Below are 14,491 nucleotides of genomic sequence, written 5' to 3'. Positions count from 1 at the left end.
CTGCCCCGCCCTTTACAATGTTGTTGCGGGGTTTTAAGCCGCCCCCCCCCCCCCGACGCGACCTCGCGGGGGTGGTCCGGTCGGGGCCGCCCCCGTTCACGTGCTCAGCTTGAGTAGACCTTGGGGTCCAAGGTGCCGATGTAGGGCAGGTCGCGGTAGCGCTCGGCGTAGTCCAGGCCGTAGCCGACCACGAACTCGTTCGGGATCTCGAAGCCGACGTACTTCACCGGCACCTCGACCTTGACCGCGTCCGGCTTGCGCAGCAGCGTGCAGACCTCCAGCGACCGCGGCTTGCGCGACGCCAGGTTCTTGAGCAGCCACGACAGCGTCAGACCGGAGTCGATGATGTCCTCGACGATGATCACGTCGCGGTCCGCGATGTCCCGGTCGAGGTCCTTGAGGATGCGCACCACGCCGGAGGACGAGGTCGACGAGCCGTAGGAGCTCACCGCCATGAACTCGAGCTGCACCGGCACCGGCAACGCCCTGGCCAGGTCGGTCATGAACATCACCGCGCCCTTGAGCACGGTGATCAGCACCAGGTCGTTCGCGCCGTCGGCCGGGTAGTCAGCCGCGACCTTGTTGGCCAACTCGGTGACCTTGTCGCTGATCTCCTGCTCGCTGATGAGCACGGAACTGATGTCGCCGTCGTACACGGACGGTTCCCCTTTTGTCATGACTGCACTGGTTCCACTCGCAGCCTGCCATGCGCGCGCCGCGCCACAAAGCCGCCGGGCAGCCACACGCCGCCCTGCCCGCGCCACTCGCTCACCAGCGCGTCCACCCGGCGCAGGTGCGAGTCGGACAACTCGGGCACGTTCTCCTCCAGCAGCCAGCGGCGCAGGACGCGGCGGCGCAGGGCGGTCGGCAGGCGCCCGACGTCGGCCACCGACCGGCGGTCGCCGTCGAACGCCTCGGCCAGCTCGTCCAGCGCGTCGTTGTCCTCGCGCAGGTGGGCGGCGGTGCGGGCGAGGGCGTCGGCCACACCGCCCTGGAGCACGTCCTCCAGCAGCGGCAGGACCTCGCGGCGCAGGCGGACCCTGGTGTAGCGCGGGTCCTCGTTGTGCGGGTCGCGCCACGGCGTGAGGCCGAGTTCGTCACATGCGGCCTCCGTCACGGCCCTGGAGACCCGCAGCAGCGGACGGCCCCACGGCGGGTCGTGCGCGCGCATGCCGGCGATGCTGCGCGGCCCCGAGCCGCGACCCAGGCCCAGCAGGACGGTCTCGGCCTGGTCGTCCCTGGTGTGGCCGAGCAGGACCAGCCCGCGCTCCGGTCTCAGCGCGGCGTACCTGGCCTTGCGCGCGGCGGCCTCAGGTCCACCCGATCCGGTGACCTCCACCCGGCGCACCTCGGCGACCAGGCCGAGCTCGCGGCACGTGCTCGCGGCCCGTTCGGCGACCTGCGCCGAGTCGGCTTGCAGGCCGTGGTCCACGACGACCGCGCGTGCCCGCGTCAGCCCGGCCGTGACGGCGGCCAGGGCGAGCGAGTCCGCGCCGCCGCTGACGGCCACCGCGACCGGGTCGGGCCGGTGTTCGGCGAGGAAGCGCTTGACGGCCGTGCGCACCTCGGCGAGCGGTCCGTTCACGGTTGGACGCGACGCAGCCAACCGGCCGGGTCGGCGATCTCCGCACGCGTCGGCAGGGTGTCGGCGCTGGTCCAGACGGTGTTGAAGCGGTCCATGCCGACCGCGTCGACGACGTGCCCGGTGAACGCCGCGCCCTCCGCGTACTGGCGGACCTTCGCCTCCACGCCGAGGAGCGTGCGCAGCACGCGGTCCAGCACGCCACCGCCCTGGCGGCGGGCCGTGAAGCGCTCGCGGATCGTGCGGACCGACGGCACGACGTCCGGGCCGACCGCGTCCATCACGTGGTCGGCGTGGCCTTCCAGCAACGTCGACAAGGCGATCAGCCGGTCGAGCACCTCGCGCTGGCCGGGACTCTGCAGCAGCTCCACCAGGCCGCCCGACTCGCGCAACCGCTTCGGCAGGTCGCGCAGGCGTGGCGCGGAGCCCTCGTCCATGCTGCCGAGCAGGGTGGCGACCAGGCCCGCGAAGTGCTCGGCGAGCCACGGCACGGCGGTGAACTGGAGGCGGTGGGTGCCCTCGTGCAGGCAGACCCACATGCTGAAGTCCTCGCCGGAGACGTCGAGGGCCCGTTGGGCGCCGACGATGTTCGGCGCGACCAGCAGCAGCCTGCCGCCCTCGGAGAACGGGTCGTACTGGCCGAGCACCCGGCCGCTGAGGAAGGCGATGACGACGCCCGCCTGGACGCCCGCCGTGCCCGCGAGGACGCCGCTGAGCGCGCCGGACTGCTTGGGCAGCGCGCCGTCGGTGAGGGCGGCGAGGCCCTGCACGGCGGCGCGCACCCACGCCGGCCGGTCGACCACTTCGCCCTGCTGGAGCGGCATGCCGTGGCCGAGGCCGGTGAGCTCGCGGACGTGCACCTCGGCGTCCACGGCGAGTTCGCGCAGGCGGTGCACGGCGATGTCGGCCTCGGCTCTGGGCACGATCGGGCCCGGCCGGACGAGCCTGGTCGCCGTGGTGACGGCCAGGGCCCAATCGACCGGGGCACTGCGGTCCTGCGTCGCCGGGTTCACGCCCCTGACGCTACCTGCGGGGACCGCCCGGCCGACACTCCCGCGTCCACGTCTTGAGCGTTCAGCAGCCGCAGGTCCGGAGGGCGGCGGCCATCTCGTCAAGCGCGCCGCGCACCAAGGAGTTGTTCTGCTCGGGGCTCAACGACATGAACGCGAACACCAGCAGCCTGCCGTCCGCGTCCACCACCACGCCCGCGAGCGTGTTCACCGAGGTCAGCGTGCCCGTCTTGGCCCGCACCCAGCCCCGGCCGCCCGCGCCCCACTGCTCGTACCGGGTCGCCAGCGTGCCGCTGCCGCCCGCCACCGGCAGGGCCGTGAGCAACGGCCGCAGCTTGGCCGTCTTCGGGTCGGACGCGTCCGGCTTCGCCGCCGCCACGAGCACGTCCGCCAGCAGCTTCGCGGGCACCTTGTCGTTCGGCGACAACCCGCTGCCGTCCACGATCGTGGACGTCGACAGGTCGAACCCGTTCTCGGTCAGCACGTCCCGCACCGCCTGGGTCGCGCCCGCGAACGACGGCTCCAGGCCGCGCGCCTTGGCCACCTCCCGCGCCATCGTCTCGGCCAGCACGTTGTCCGAGATCTGCATCAGGTTCTCGACCAGCTGGTCCACCGGCGCGGACTTCACCTCGCCGAGCACCTCCGCGGCGGGCGACGCCACGCCCGCCGCCACCGCGGGCACGCCCAACCGCTGCGCCAACGCCTGCGCCGCCACCGCCGCGGGGGTCGCCGTGCGCGGCGTGTCGTACTTCGTCGGGTCGCCGCGCCCGCCGTCCAGCATCACCGGCTCGATCGGCGCCACGTACCCGTTCGGCACGTCGCTGGGGTCCCAGCCGGGCGCGGTGCCCGGGCCCGCGTACCGCGACACGTCGTACTGCACCTGCGTCACCTGGCCGCCCGACGCGCGCACCTGCGCGGCCAGGTCGTCGATCGTGGCCGCGCCGGGGTAGACCGTCGTCTCGCCGGCGGGCCGGGACGACAGCGTCGGGTCGCCGCCGCCGACCAGCACGACCGAGCCCGGCTGCGCCCCGCGCACGACCTTCGTCGAGAACTGGGCCCGGTGGTCCAGGGCCAGCAGCGCCGCCGCGGCGGTGAGCACCTTGATCGTGGACGCGGGGGTCTGCGGCGTCGTCTCGCCCTGGTTCCACAGCGGCGTGCCGGCCACCGGGTCCACCACCACGCCCGACAACGGCGCCAGCAGCCCGTTCGCGGCCGGACCGGCCAGCACCGCGCGCACGCCCGCCGCCGTGGCCGGCTTGCCGTCCGCGCCGACGCCCTTCATCGCCAACGACACCGGCGCGGGCGGCAGCGGCGCGGCGGTCGTCGGCACGGGCGTGGCGTCGAACCACCCCTGCTGCGTCCCGACGAGCGCGGTGCCGGCGAGGGCGACCACGAGCAGCGCCGCCGCACCCAACACGAACGGGCGCTTCCGCCGCGTCGGAACCGACGGCTCTTCACGTTCCGTGATCGGTTCAGGGACCGGTTCAGGTTCCGACTTGATCTCGGTCGGCGGCGCGGGCGAGGGCGGCGCGACGGGCTTCGGCGGCACCCTCACGGGCTTGGCGGGCACCGGCGCCGGCATGCGCACGGTGGGCGGGTCAGGCCGTCTGACCTGCACCGTCGGCGGCTCGCGGTCGACCTCGTCACCGTCAAAGGTCGGCCACGATGGCTCGTCGGGCACGCAGTCCTCCGCGGTCGAGTACGGGCAACGTCACACCCTCGGCAAGGGGTTGACGAGACGACGTAGTCCACACTAGTGGCGTAACGAACGGCGAAGACGAGCGAGGACCGCGCAGTGGAGTTCGACGTCACCATCGAGATCCCCAAGGGGGTCCGCAACAAGTACGAGATGGACCACAAGACGGGGCGCATCCGGCTGGACCGGACCCTGTTCACGGCCACTCAGTACCCGGCGGACTACGGGTTCGTCGACGACACGCTCGGTGAGGACGGCGACCCGCTCGACGCCCTCGTGCTGGTCCAGGAGCCGACGTTCCCCGGCTGCCTGATCCGCTCGCGCGCGATCGGCATGTTCCGGATGACCGACGAGAAGGGCGGCGACGACAAGCTGCTCTGCGTCCCGGCGGAGGACCCGCGCTCGGAGCACCTGCGCGACATCCACCACCTGAACGAGTTCTACCGGCTGGAGATCCAGCACTTCTTCGAGGTCTACAAGGACCTGGAGCCGGGCAAGAGCGTCGAGGGCGCGACGTGGGTCGGCCGCACCGAGGCCGAGGCCGAGATCGTCCGCTCGTACCAGCGGCTGAAGGACGCCGTGGCCCGCGGCGAAGACCACTGAGCTGATCCGCGAAGAGGCCCGCCCCCGGTTCCGGGGACGGGCCTCTTGCGCTTTCGGGCGTTGCCGAGGCGTCAGTGCGCCGCGATCGGCGCGGGCTTCTCGCCCTGCGCGTCCTGCACCCGCTCCAGGCCGGACCGGTTGGACAGCGGCACCTCGCGCAGGAACCAGATCACCGCGAACCCGATCGCCGTCACCAGGCCTCCGACCAGGAACACCAGGTCGATCGACGAGGAGAAGCCGTCCAGGAACGGCCGCGCCAGCGCCGGGTCGAGCTTGGTCAGGAACTCGGTGTTGTCCAGGTCGAACGCCGGGCCGCCGCCTTGCAGGCCGGCGGCGAACTCGCGGTTCTCCGGCCGGGCCAGCGCCGCCTGGAAGTCGGGCGTGGCCGCCGCCGAGCGCAGCGCGTCGCCGATCTTGTCGCCGACCGTGCTGAACAGGATCGACAGGAACACCGCGGTGCCGACCGTGCCGCCGATCTGGCGGAAGAACGTGGCCGACGAGGTCGCCACGCCCATGTCGCGCGGCTCGGCGTCGTTCTGGATGGCCACCAGCAGGGTCTGCATGCACAGGCCGAGCCCGGCGCCCAGGAAGAACATCAGCGCCAGCGGCTGGTAGATCGGCGTGTCCGTGCCGACCGTGCTGAAGACGAACAGCGCGGCCGTGATCAGCCCGAACCCGATGATCGGGAACACCTTGTAGCGGCCGGTCTTGGCGGTGATGTTGCCGCTCGTGCCCGCCGCCGACATGATGCCGAGCGTCAGCGGCAGCATCATCAGGCCGGACTCGGTGGCCGAGTAGCCCTTCACGATCTGCAGGTACAGCGGCAGCGAGACCATGCCGCCGAACATCCCGACGCCGAGCAGGAAGTTGATGACGTTGCCCAGCGCGAACGTCTGCCGCTTGAACAGCCGCAGCGGGAGCAGCGCCTCGTCGCCCATCCGCCTCTCGGTGAGCACGAACCCGACCAGGCCGAGCACGCCGATGACGTACATGGCGATCGAGGTGCCCGACGCCCAGCCCCAGCCGCGGCCCTGCTCGGCCACGATCAGCAGCGGCACCAGGCCGGTGGTCAGCAGGCCCGCGCCGACGAAGTCGATGCGGTGGTTCACCCGCTGGTGCGGGATGTTGAGCACCTTGGCCACCACGACGAGCGCGACCAGCGCGATCGGCACGTTGATCAGGAACACCCAGCGCCAGCCGGCCGTGCCCAGGAACGACTCCATGCCCGCGAACAGGCCGCCGACCACGGGGCCCGCGACGCTGGAGATGCCGAACACCGCCATGAAGTAGCCGGTGTAGCGGCTGCGCTCACGCGGCGAGGTGATGTCCGCCAGGATCGCCATGGCCAGCGACATCAGACCGCCGGCGCCGAGGCCCTGCACCGCGCGGAACGCGGCCAGCTCGTACATCGAGTTCGCGATGCCGGACAGCAGCGAGCCCGCCAGGAACAGCGTGATCGCGGTCAGGTACATCGGCTTGCGGCCGTAGATGTCGGACAGCTTGCCGTACAGCGGCGTGGAGACCGTCGCGGTGATCAGGTACGCGGTCGTCGCCCAGGCTTGCAGCGTCTGGCCGTGCAGCTCGTCCGCGATGGTCTTCATGGCGGTGGCCACGATCATCTGGTCGAGCGCGGCCAGGAACAGCCCGAGCAGCAGGCCCGACAGGATCGTCAGGATCTGCCGGTGGGTGAGCAGGGCCGCGCCGGGTGGCGGCGCGTCCGCTCGGGTTGTCGTTTCCGACATCACTTCTCCTCTTCTGAGCGCGGCCCCAGTCCGCTCTCAGCGATGAAATCCGGTAGCGCCTTCTCGTAGTCCCCCACGAAGCGCTCGAAGTACTCGATGAACTGGGTCCACTCCCGCGGGGACCAGTCCGTGAACAGGCGGGCCAGTGCGACGTTGCGCTGCGCGCGGCGTTCGGCGAGCAGTCGCTCGCCCGCCTCGGTCACCGCCAGCACGCTCGCCCGGCCGTCCTCCGGGTCGGCCCGGCGTTCCACCAGGCCGTCCTTGACCAGCGTCGCCACCTGGCGGCTGACCGTGGACGGGTCGGAGAACACCGCCTCCGCCAACGCGCCGGCCCGCGAGGGGCCGAGGTGGTTGAGGTTGGCCAGCAGCACGAAGGAGGCCTTGTCCAGGCCGGCCTTGCTCATGTGCGCGGCGACGCAGGCGTGCATCTTGTTCATCCGCACCAACGCCATGCCGAGCCGGTCGGCCATGGCGAGCTCGTCGAACCGCACCTCGTCACCCACCGGGGTCGCCATCGCACACTCCGTTTGCTTGCATCAACCAACTAGTTGCTGAGTACAAGCATGCGCTCGGACGGGTGACATGGCAAACGAATTGCCGGTGACTCGGGTCTCATGGTTACCGGCGGGTAGCATCAGCGGCCATGAGCGCTGACCACTCGTTCGTCGCCGACGCGATGAAGCAGGCCGTGCCGTGGGTCAAGACCGTGGGCGTGGAGTTCACCGAGGTCACGGGCGACCGCGTGGTCGCCGCGCTGCCGGACCGCGAGGAACTGCGCAACCACGTCGGCGGACCGCACGCGGCGATGATGTTCGGCGTCGCGGAGACCGCGTCGGGCGCCGTGGTGATGGCCGCGTTCGCGCCGCACCTGGCCAAGGCGACCCCGTTGGTGGTGCGGTCCGAGATCACCTACAAGAAGCTGGCGCTGGGCGACCTGCGCGCCGAGGCGGTGCTGGGCCGGTCCGCGGCGGAGGTCGTGGCCGAGCTGGAGGCGGGCACGCGGCCGGAGTTCCCCGTCGCGGTGACGATCACCGACGCGAACGGCGTGACGACCGGCGAGATGACCGTTGTGTGGACGCTGCGCCCCAACCGCTGACCCGGCCCGGCGCCGCTCGCGGGTAGGTTCGGGCGCCGTGAAGGTGGACCGGCTGGAGATCGAGTACGACCCCCGCACCGTGTCGGCCGCGGCCCGGGCGGCGGCCGACGAGGGCTGCGACGGCTTCTGGCTGGCCGAGACCAGGCACGACCCGTTCCTGGCGCTGGGCCGCGTGGCCGGGCAGGTGGACGGGCTCGACCTCGGCACGGCGATCGCGGTGGCGTTCGCGCGCAACCCGATGAGCACCGCCGTGCAGGCCAACGACCTGCAGCTGCTGTCGGGCGGCCGGTTCCACCTCGGCCTGGGCTCGCAGGTGGAGCCGCACGTCACCAAGCGGTTCGGCATGCCGTGGTCACGGCCCGCCGCGCGCATGCGCGAGTTCGTGCTGGCGCTGCGCGCCATCTGGCACAGCTGGGCCACCGGCGAGCGGCTGAGGTTCCGCGGCGAGTTCTACACCCACACGCTGATGACGCCGTTCTTCGACCCCGGCCCCAACCCGCACGGCCCGCCGAAGGTGTGGCTGGCCGGCGTGGGCGAGCTGATGACCGAGGTCGCGGGCGAGGTGGCGGACGGGTTCCTGTGCCACTCCTTCACCACCGAGCGGTATCTGCGCGAAGTGACGCTGCCCGCGTTGGCGCGCGGCCGGGCCAAGGCGGGCAAACCCCTGGCGGGGCTGGAGATCAGCGGGCCGTCGCTGGTGGCGTGCGACGAGCGGGGCGTGGCCGAGGTCAGGCGGCAGATCGCGTTCTACGGCTCGACGCCCGCCTACCGCCGGGTGCTGGACCTGCACGGCTGGGGCGAGCTGCACGAGGAGCTGCACCACCTGTCCCGGCGGCAGCGGTGGGACGACATGGCCGGCGCCGTCACCGACGAGGTCCTGGCCGCCTTCGCCGTCGTGGGCGCGCCCGCCGCGGCGAAGGCCGAGCTGACCCGCCGCTACGGCGACGTGATCACCAGGATCGCGGCGCCGGTCGTCAGGACCGGATGAGGTGCCGCCCGCTCGGCTCGTCGCGCATCACCCAGTGCCGGAACAACTCCGCCCGGACCCGCGCCACGGTCCGCCTCCGCACCCAGCGCCGACGCCCGACGCGTGCCGCGAGCACGGCCAGCGGCAGGGCCAGCACCGTCAGCACGACCATCGTGACCATCGCCATCACCTCCACGGTGGCAACGACACGGTGACCCACGGCTGACGCCAATGGTGAAAAGGTCACCCCGATGGAGCAGCGTCGTCGACCCGACGGTAGCGGGCAAGGGCCCGACGGTAGCGGCACGGGAACGAACACGTGCCCCGGACGTGGCGAAGGCCCCGGACGGACGCCCGGGGCCTTCGCATCTCGCGAGCCGCCTATCGGAATCGAACCGATGACCTGCTCATTACGAGTGAGCCGCTCTGGCCGACTGAGCTAAGGCGGCGAGACGCGACAACTATAGCCGACCCCTCCGCCGTCACCGAACGGGGGGATGGTCGTTAGAGCGACAAGTGACGGTGCTCACGTGAGCACCGCACGACGACCGCCGCTGTCCTGGAGGTCCGACCACATGCGCCTGATGGCCGTGCCCGTCGCCGCCGCGCTGGTCGCGCTCTGCGCCGCACCCGCCCTCGCCCAGCCCACGACCACGCCGGTGCCCGGTCCGCGCGACCCGGGCCAGCCGCCGGTGTCCGCCGGACCGGCGCCCCGCACGCACGCGATCGGCGACGCGGGCACCGGCTTGGCGGTGGTCAGGCTCGCGCCGGACTCGACGCCGACGAACACGATCCTGCCGGGCTTCGGCGAGCAGCTGCCCAAGCAGTCGGCGGCCGAGATCGGCGTCGGGCTCGCCTCCGCCCAGGCCAACACCGAGGCGTTCCTGTCCTACGAGCGGTCGATCGCGCAGGCGTCCCCGCTCGGCTTCGCGGTGCAGGGCCGGGCCCCGCAGACCCCGGGCACGCTGGTGCAGACCGCGTCGCCGGACAACGCCGCCCCCGTCACCGGCGGCCTCACGCCACCCGCCACCCCGCTGGACACCCTGCTCAAGGTCGGCCTGCTCGACGGCAGCGTGCACGCCCGCTGGCACGACGAGCTGGGCCCGTGCGTGCAGCCCCTCGCCGACGCCAAGACCTCCGTCGCGTCCCTGAGCGTCCTCAACGCCATCCCCACCCTGCCCAGCACGCCGGACCTGACCGGCCTGCTCACCGGGGGCGCGCCGAAGCTCGACGCCGCCGCCGAGCAGGCCCTGATCGACAACGTCAAGCAGCTCACCGCGCCGCTGAGCCGGCTGGGCGGCCTGCTCTCCGGCACGCCCGACACCGGCGCGGACGGCTCGCTGCTCAGCCTGCCCGAGACGCTCAGCGCCCGCTCCACCGTCGACCTGGTCGACCTGCCCGGCAGCCCGAACAAGGCCGTGCGGTCGACGTCCACGCTCCAGGCCGCGAGCGTCCGCCTCCTCGCCGGCACGGCGGCGGAGATCCGCATCGACGTGGTCGGTCAGCCGACGCTGGTCGCCCTGTCCACCGGCGACCGGGCCACGTCCGGGATCACCTACACCGCGCCCGTGCTGCGGGTCAGCCAGGGCGGCAAGGAGCTGGGCACGCTCGACGCGGCCAACCCGAAGCTGGACGTGCCGATCGGCGTCGCGCCGGGCCTGGAGCTGCCGCTGGTCGGCGCCGTGGCCGACGGCCTGCCCAAGCTCGACATCGGCGTGCTGCGGTTGCAGGTCGCCCAGCTCAACCAGAAGGACGTGGTGATCGACGGCCCGCTCCAGCAGGGCGGTCCCACCATCAACGGGTTCATGCTCGGGGCCACCGCGCGCCTGCTCGACCTCCAGCTGCTGCCGACCGACGCCCTCGGTCTGCCGAACCTGCCGGCGGCGCTGGCACAGGTGTCCCTGGGTGAGCAGATCGTGCGCGCGGCGGCCCCGAGCGGCGGCGTGGTCTGCGCTCCGTCGCAGCCGCCGCCCGGTGGCGGCGGGCAGGCCGCGCCGCCGAAGAAGGGCGAGCCGCTGGCCTACACGAACGCGGCCTACCGGACCGTCCCGATCTTCTGGACGGGCACCGCGCTGCTGCTGGTCGGCGTCGTCCTGGTGGCCGCCCTGCCGACCCGTCGCCCGGTGCGGCGCACCGACCCGGGCACGCCCGACCGCACGTCCACCGCGTAGCGCGTCACCCCATGTCCGCGAGCACCGGCCGGGGTCGGTCGGCCGGGAGCAGCAGCCGCCGGTCGCGGTCGGCCTCGTACCGCAGCCGTTCGGCGGCCAGGAAGCACCGGTTCAGGCCGGTGCGGACGTCGAGCGCGTTGGCCCCGGTCTTGATCACGTAGAACAGGCCGATGTTCACCAGCGCCACGGCCGCGGCGTACACGTAGGTGTCGTTGAGCACGCCCTGGACGATCAGGACGGCGAACGTCCACACCGTGATCGCGTAGAACGTGATCGTCGGGCCCCACTGCCGGAAGCCGTCCAGGCCGGTGATCTTCTGGTGCTCGGGCGGCACGGTGCTCAGCCCGTGCCGCCTGGCCCGCGCGAGCTGCTCCGTCGCGAACCGGGCGCAGAGGATGTTGGAGAACAGCACCCCCGTGTAGCCGACCGCGGTCCCGATCGGCCACCAGCGGACGTCGACCAGGTTCACGCCCAGGATGAGCCACGAGGCCCAGATGGACATGATCCTCATCCACAGCTCGGCGCCGAACCGCAGCACCGGGCGGGGCGCGCCCGGCGAGTCGGCGACCCGGGTCGTCAGCCCGCTCAGGATGTTCTGGTAGTAGCGGGCCGACGCGAGCGCGAAGCTCACGCCGATGATCCGCGCGGGCAGGTTCTCCCACACCCGGCCCAGCTCGTAGCCCGGCCGGCGCAGGTCGTCGAGCAGCGGGATGACATCGGGCCGCGCGCCGAGCAGCCGCAGCACGAGCTGGTCGGCGGGCCCCAGCACGTCGATGCCGATGTCCCGGAGGAACCAGTAGACGCACACGGTGAGGCTGAGCGCGAAGCTGATCGACGACAGCACGGAGAACGTCAGCAGCCACCGCGCGTGCATCGACCGGCGCGGGTCCGCCAGCACGCCCTGCGCCTTGCGGAGCCGGTAGATCCGCCGCCTCTTCTTCGGCTCGCGCGACGGCGGGAACAGCGACGACAGCATCGCCACCACCGACTGCCGGTCGTCCGGGATCGCGTGGGGCCGCAGCTGGGGGTCCTCGACCAGGGCGGCCTGCGTGACGTCCAGCTCCTGCGCCAGCACCTGGCCGAGGACCCGGTAGACGTCGGGGTCGTCGGCGGCGATCGGGAAGACCAGCAGCCGCCGTTGCGGCCGCACGTCGATCAGGTCCTCGATGAACCGCGCGAGCAGCGGCGCCTGCCCGTAGAAGCGGTCCGGGATGGTGCCGTCGCGGTTCTCGCCGACGTCGCCGAGCGCGATCAGGATCCGGCCGAGCGAGTACACGTCGGCCTTGGTGACGTCGTCGCCGTTCTCGCGCACCTCCGGCGCGACGTAGGCGCCCTGCCCGCTCTCCAGGCCGCCGACCGCGCCGCTGTAGAGGTAGTTCCGGCCGAAGTCGACGAACGTGACGTCGTACTCGCCGCCGCCCGCGCCGGGGTCGCGGCGCCGCACGATGATGTTCGTCGGCGACAGGTCCTCGTGCCGCTTGTCCCGCGAGTGCAGCTCGGCCAGCGCGGTCACCAGCGGCAGGCCGATCTTGCGGATCATGTCGAGGCGGACGTTGCCCGCGGGCGAGCGGACCGGGGCGCGCCGCCAGCCCAGCGCCACGGTGGCGGAGTCGTCCTTGATCCGCTGGATCTCCTCCGCCAGCGTGTTGCCCTCGGCGAAGTCCATCAGGATCCAGTGCGACGTGCTCGCCCAGACCCGCACCATGTGCTGGACCGGCCTGCCGTCGACGTCGAGCGCGTTGTGGTCGCGCGCGTAGGTCCGGGTCTTCTCGGCGATCACCGGGATCTTCGAGTAGGGGAACAGCACGCACTTGAGCGCGAACCGGATCCGCCGACCCGCCGACTCGTCGGGCAGCCCGCGCAGGATGAACGAGGTCGAGCCGTGCCGGTGGAACTCGAGCTCCGCCTCCCGGATCCGCTGCCACTCCCGCACGGCGCGCTCGTCGGACCGGTCACCGGCGTCGGGCGCGTAGAGGCCGAGCAGCGCGGCGCGCACGGAGGCGTCGCGCACCAGCTGCCGGCACAGGCCGTCGCAGTCGTGCGCCTCCGGCTTCCCGCCGGGGCCGTTGCCAGACCGCGCCGAGTCCTCCATCGTGATGAGCGTCATCAGCAGCACGGAGAGGTAGCCGTGCGTCTCGGCGTCCCGCCGGGTGTGCCCGCCGACCCGGCCGGTCTTGAAGTTCCCGCACCAGCGGGTCAGCGAGTCGACGGCACGCAGGCGCTGCACGCCGACGTCGAGCTGGAAGGACAGCTTGTCGGGCGGGATCGCGGCCAGCAGCCGCCGCCAGTCCTCCACCGCCGGGCACAGCTCGCGGATGCGGCGCAGCCGCGCGGTGTCCGCCGCCTTCGCGTCGAGGGCCGTGATCTCGCGAAAGACCTGCCTCAGGGTCTCCACGTCGGGCTGTCGGGCCGGTGGCGTCCCGCTCACAACGCCGGCTCCCCGGCCGCCGGGCTCGGGCGCACGACCGTCAGCCTCGGCACCACCTCCGCGTCGACGCCCTCCAACGCCAGGTGGAGTATGCGGTACGCCGAGCGCGCGCCGTCGAGCAGCTTGCCCCGGTCGACCTCGTGCCGCTTCACCTCGGGCGTGCCGGGCAGCGGCGCGAGGTCCAGCACCGCGGGCGACGGGTCCGGGTCCCGCCGGCTGCGGGCCAGGTACGGCCGGTCCTCGGTCAGGTACTCCGCGGTCGAGGCCGTGAACCCGGCGCCGAGGCCGGGGCGCATCTTCTCCAGGTGGCGCGCGACCAGGCGGTTGACCACCGACACGCCGTTCTTCGGCGGCGCGATCGGCCTGGTGCTGAACGACAGCACGTGCGTGCACCCGTCGTCGACGGCGGCCCGGAACGGGTGGAAGCGCAGCACGCCGCCGTCGATGGCGCGGCTGCCCCGGAAAGTGGTGGTGCCCTTGATCGCCAGGGGTAACCAGGTGCTCGCCCGCAACGCCTCCCGCAGGTCCTCCGGTGAGGAGAAATCGCTGACGTCGAGCGTGCGCAGCGCGTCGACGTCGGTGACCATGACGTGCAGCCGCTGAGGGGACGCGATGATCGCCGCGTAGTCCAGCGGCTTGCGCCGGACCAGCACTTCCTCGAACACGTAGGCCAGGTTCATCGGCCCTTCGCGCCGCAACACCCGGCGGAAGTCGAGGAACACCGGATCGGTCAGGTCGTCGAAGTAGATGGACAGCGGGAACCAAGTGCGCCTGGTGATGAAATACGCGCCGTTGACCGCGCCGGACGAACACGCGTACACGTCGTCGAACGCGTCGGCGAAACCGAGGTCCTCCACCGCCGTGAGCATCGCGCCGGAGACGACCCCGCGCAGTCCGCCGCCCTCGATGGCGAGCCCGACCTTGAACCCGTCCTCGCGCGCACCGGGCTTGCTGCCCGCCGCACGGCGGGCGCGCAGCACTTCAAGCACGGGGTGGGTCGGAGACCACGGCAGTCCGGCGGGCGGACGCGCCGCGAGCGGGCGCACGCCGAGCAGCGGCAACCGGGGGCGTCGACCATTGATCCGAGACATGCGAAGACCTCTCCGGAGAGCACTGCTACGAGATCAACGTAGTAGAGCGCCGCCCACTCCGGCCCGGGTCGAACCGCCATCACCCGAACGTATTATCCGAACGAT

13 protein-coding genes and 1 tRNA gene are annotated in these 14,491 nt (G+C 72.3%); 4 read left to right on the top strand and 10 right to left on the bottom strand.

Going from position 1 to position 14,491, the window contains the following annotated elements:
- Positions 1-104: 104 nt before the first annotated feature.
- From hpt to dacB, 4 genes are all read right to left on the bottom strand, one after another.
- Complete coding sequence (hpt, locus tag AB0I91_RS34350) at positions 105-656, bottom strand: hypoxanthine phosphoribosyltransferase (RefSeq protein ID WP_360466193.1); 552 nt, start codon at positions 654-656, stop codon at positions 105-107.
- Between the two features lie 17 nt (positions 657-673).
- Positions 674-1,585: a tRNA lysidine(34) synthetase TilS gene (gene tilS, locus AB0I91_RS34345; RefSeq protein ID WP_499615649.1), complete on the bottom strand. Its 912-nt coding sequence runs from the start codon at positions 1,583-1,585 to the stop codon at positions 674-676.
- Complete coding sequence (locus tag AB0I91_RS34340) at positions 1,582-2,595, bottom strand: zinc-dependent metalloprotease (RefSeq protein WP_498779304.1); 1,014 nt, start codon at positions 2,593-2,595, stop codon at positions 1,582-1,584. The genes tilS and AB0I91_RS34340 overlap by 4 nt, the downstream gene beginning before the upstream one ends.
- Before the next feature lie 61 nt (positions 2,596-2,656).
- Complete coding sequence (dacB, locus tag AB0I91_RS34335) at positions 2,657-4,009, bottom strand: D-alanyl-D-alanine carboxypeptidase/D-alanyl-D-alanine endopeptidase (RefSeq protein ID WP_499615652.1); 1,353 nt, start codon at positions 4,007-4,009, stop codon at positions 2,657-2,659.
- Between the two features lie 378 nt (positions 4,010-4,387).
- Here dacB and AB0I91_RS34330 point away from each other — a divergent pair, with 378 nt between their 5' ends.
- A complete protein-coding gene (locus AB0I91_RS34330) occupies positions 4,388-4,891 on the top strand; it encodes an inorganic diphosphatase (protein ID WP_498779300.1) in 504 nt (167 codons plus the stop codon).
- A gap of 71 nt (positions 4,892-4,962) precedes the next feature.
- On the opposite strand, the gene AB0I91_RS34325 is transcribed toward AB0I91_RS34330, so the two are convergent.
- On the bottom strand, positions 4,963-6,633 hold the full coding sequence (locus AB0I91_RS34325) for an MDR family MFS transporter (protein ID WP_498779299.1): 1,671 nt from the start codon (positions 6,631-6,633) through the stop codon (positions 4,963-4,965).
- On the bottom strand, positions 6,633-7,148 hold the full coding sequence (locus AB0I91_RS34320; protein WP_499640645.1) for a MarR family winged helix-turn-helix transcriptional regulator: 516 nt from the start codon (positions 7,146-7,148) through the stop codon (positions 6,633-6,635). The genes AB0I91_RS34325 and AB0I91_RS34320 overlap by 1 nt, the downstream gene beginning before the upstream one ends.
- A 128-nt stretch (positions 7,149-7,276) precedes the next feature.
- Here AB0I91_RS34320 and AB0I91_RS34315 point away from each other — a divergent pair, with 128 nt between their 5' ends.
- Positions 7,277-7,729, top strand: a complete 453-nt coding sequence (locus AB0I91_RS34315) for a DUF4442 domain-containing protein (protein ID WP_499640643.1) — start codon at positions 7,277-7,279, stop codon at positions 7,727-7,729.
- A 37-nt stretch (positions 7,730-7,766) separates the two neighbouring features.
- A complete protein-coding gene (locus AB0I91_RS34310) occupies positions 7,767-8,717 on the top strand; it encodes a TIGR03617 family F420-dependent LLM class oxidoreductase (RefSeq protein ID WP_499640641.1) in 951 nt (316 codons plus the stop codon).
- Here the strand turns inward: AB0I91_RS34310 and AB0I91_RS34305 are convergent.
- The gene (locus tag AB0I91_RS34305) at positions 8,704-8,883 is read right to left on the bottom strand and encodes a hypothetical protein (protein ID WP_498779294.1); all 180 of its coding nucleotides are present in this window, start codon (positions 8,881-8,883) and stop codon (positions 8,704-8,706) included. The two genes, AB0I91_RS34310 and AB0I91_RS34305, sit on opposite strands and share 14 nt — an antisense overlap.
- Before the next feature lie 188 nt (positions 8,884-9,071).
- A tRNA-Thr gene (locus AB0I91_RS34300) sits at positions 9,072-9,145 on the bottom strand.
- Between the two features lie 126 nt (positions 9,146-9,271).
- Here AB0I91_RS34300 and AB0I91_RS34295 point away from each other — a divergent pair.
- On the top strand, positions 9,272-10,867 hold the full coding sequence (locus AB0I91_RS34295) for a hypothetical protein (RefSeq protein WP_499615724.1): 1,596 nt from the start codon (positions 9,272-9,274) through the stop codon (positions 10,865-10,867).
- Between the two features lie 4 nt (positions 10,868-10,871).
- Here the strand turns inward: AB0I91_RS34295 and AB0I91_RS34290 are convergent, their stop codons facing one another.
- Both AB0I91_RS34290 and AB0I91_RS34285 read right to left on the bottom strand, forming a co-directional pair.
- Positions 10,872-13,295, bottom strand: coding sequence for a protein kinase domain-containing protein (locus AB0I91_RS34290; RefSeq protein WP_499640639.1), 2,424 nt, complete (start codon positions 13,293-13,295; stop codon positions 10,872-10,874).
- Positions 13,292-14,386, bottom strand: a complete 1,095-nt coding sequence (locus AB0I91_RS34285; RefSeq protein WP_499640637.1) for a patatin-like phospholipase family protein — start codon at positions 14,384-14,386, stop codon at positions 13,292-13,294. Before AB0I91_RS34285 ends, AB0I91_RS34290 begins: the two co-directional genes overlap by 4 nt.
- Positions 14,387-14,491 lie beyond the last annotated feature (105 nt).

The sequence above is a fragment of the Actinosynnema sp. NPDC049800 genome (assembly GCF_040656635.1).
Taxonomy (GTDB): Bacteria; Actinomycetota; Actinomycetes; order Mycobacteriales; family Pseudonocardiaceae; genus Actinosynnema.
This window is presented reverse-complemented; position numbering and strand designations above follow the sequence as displayed.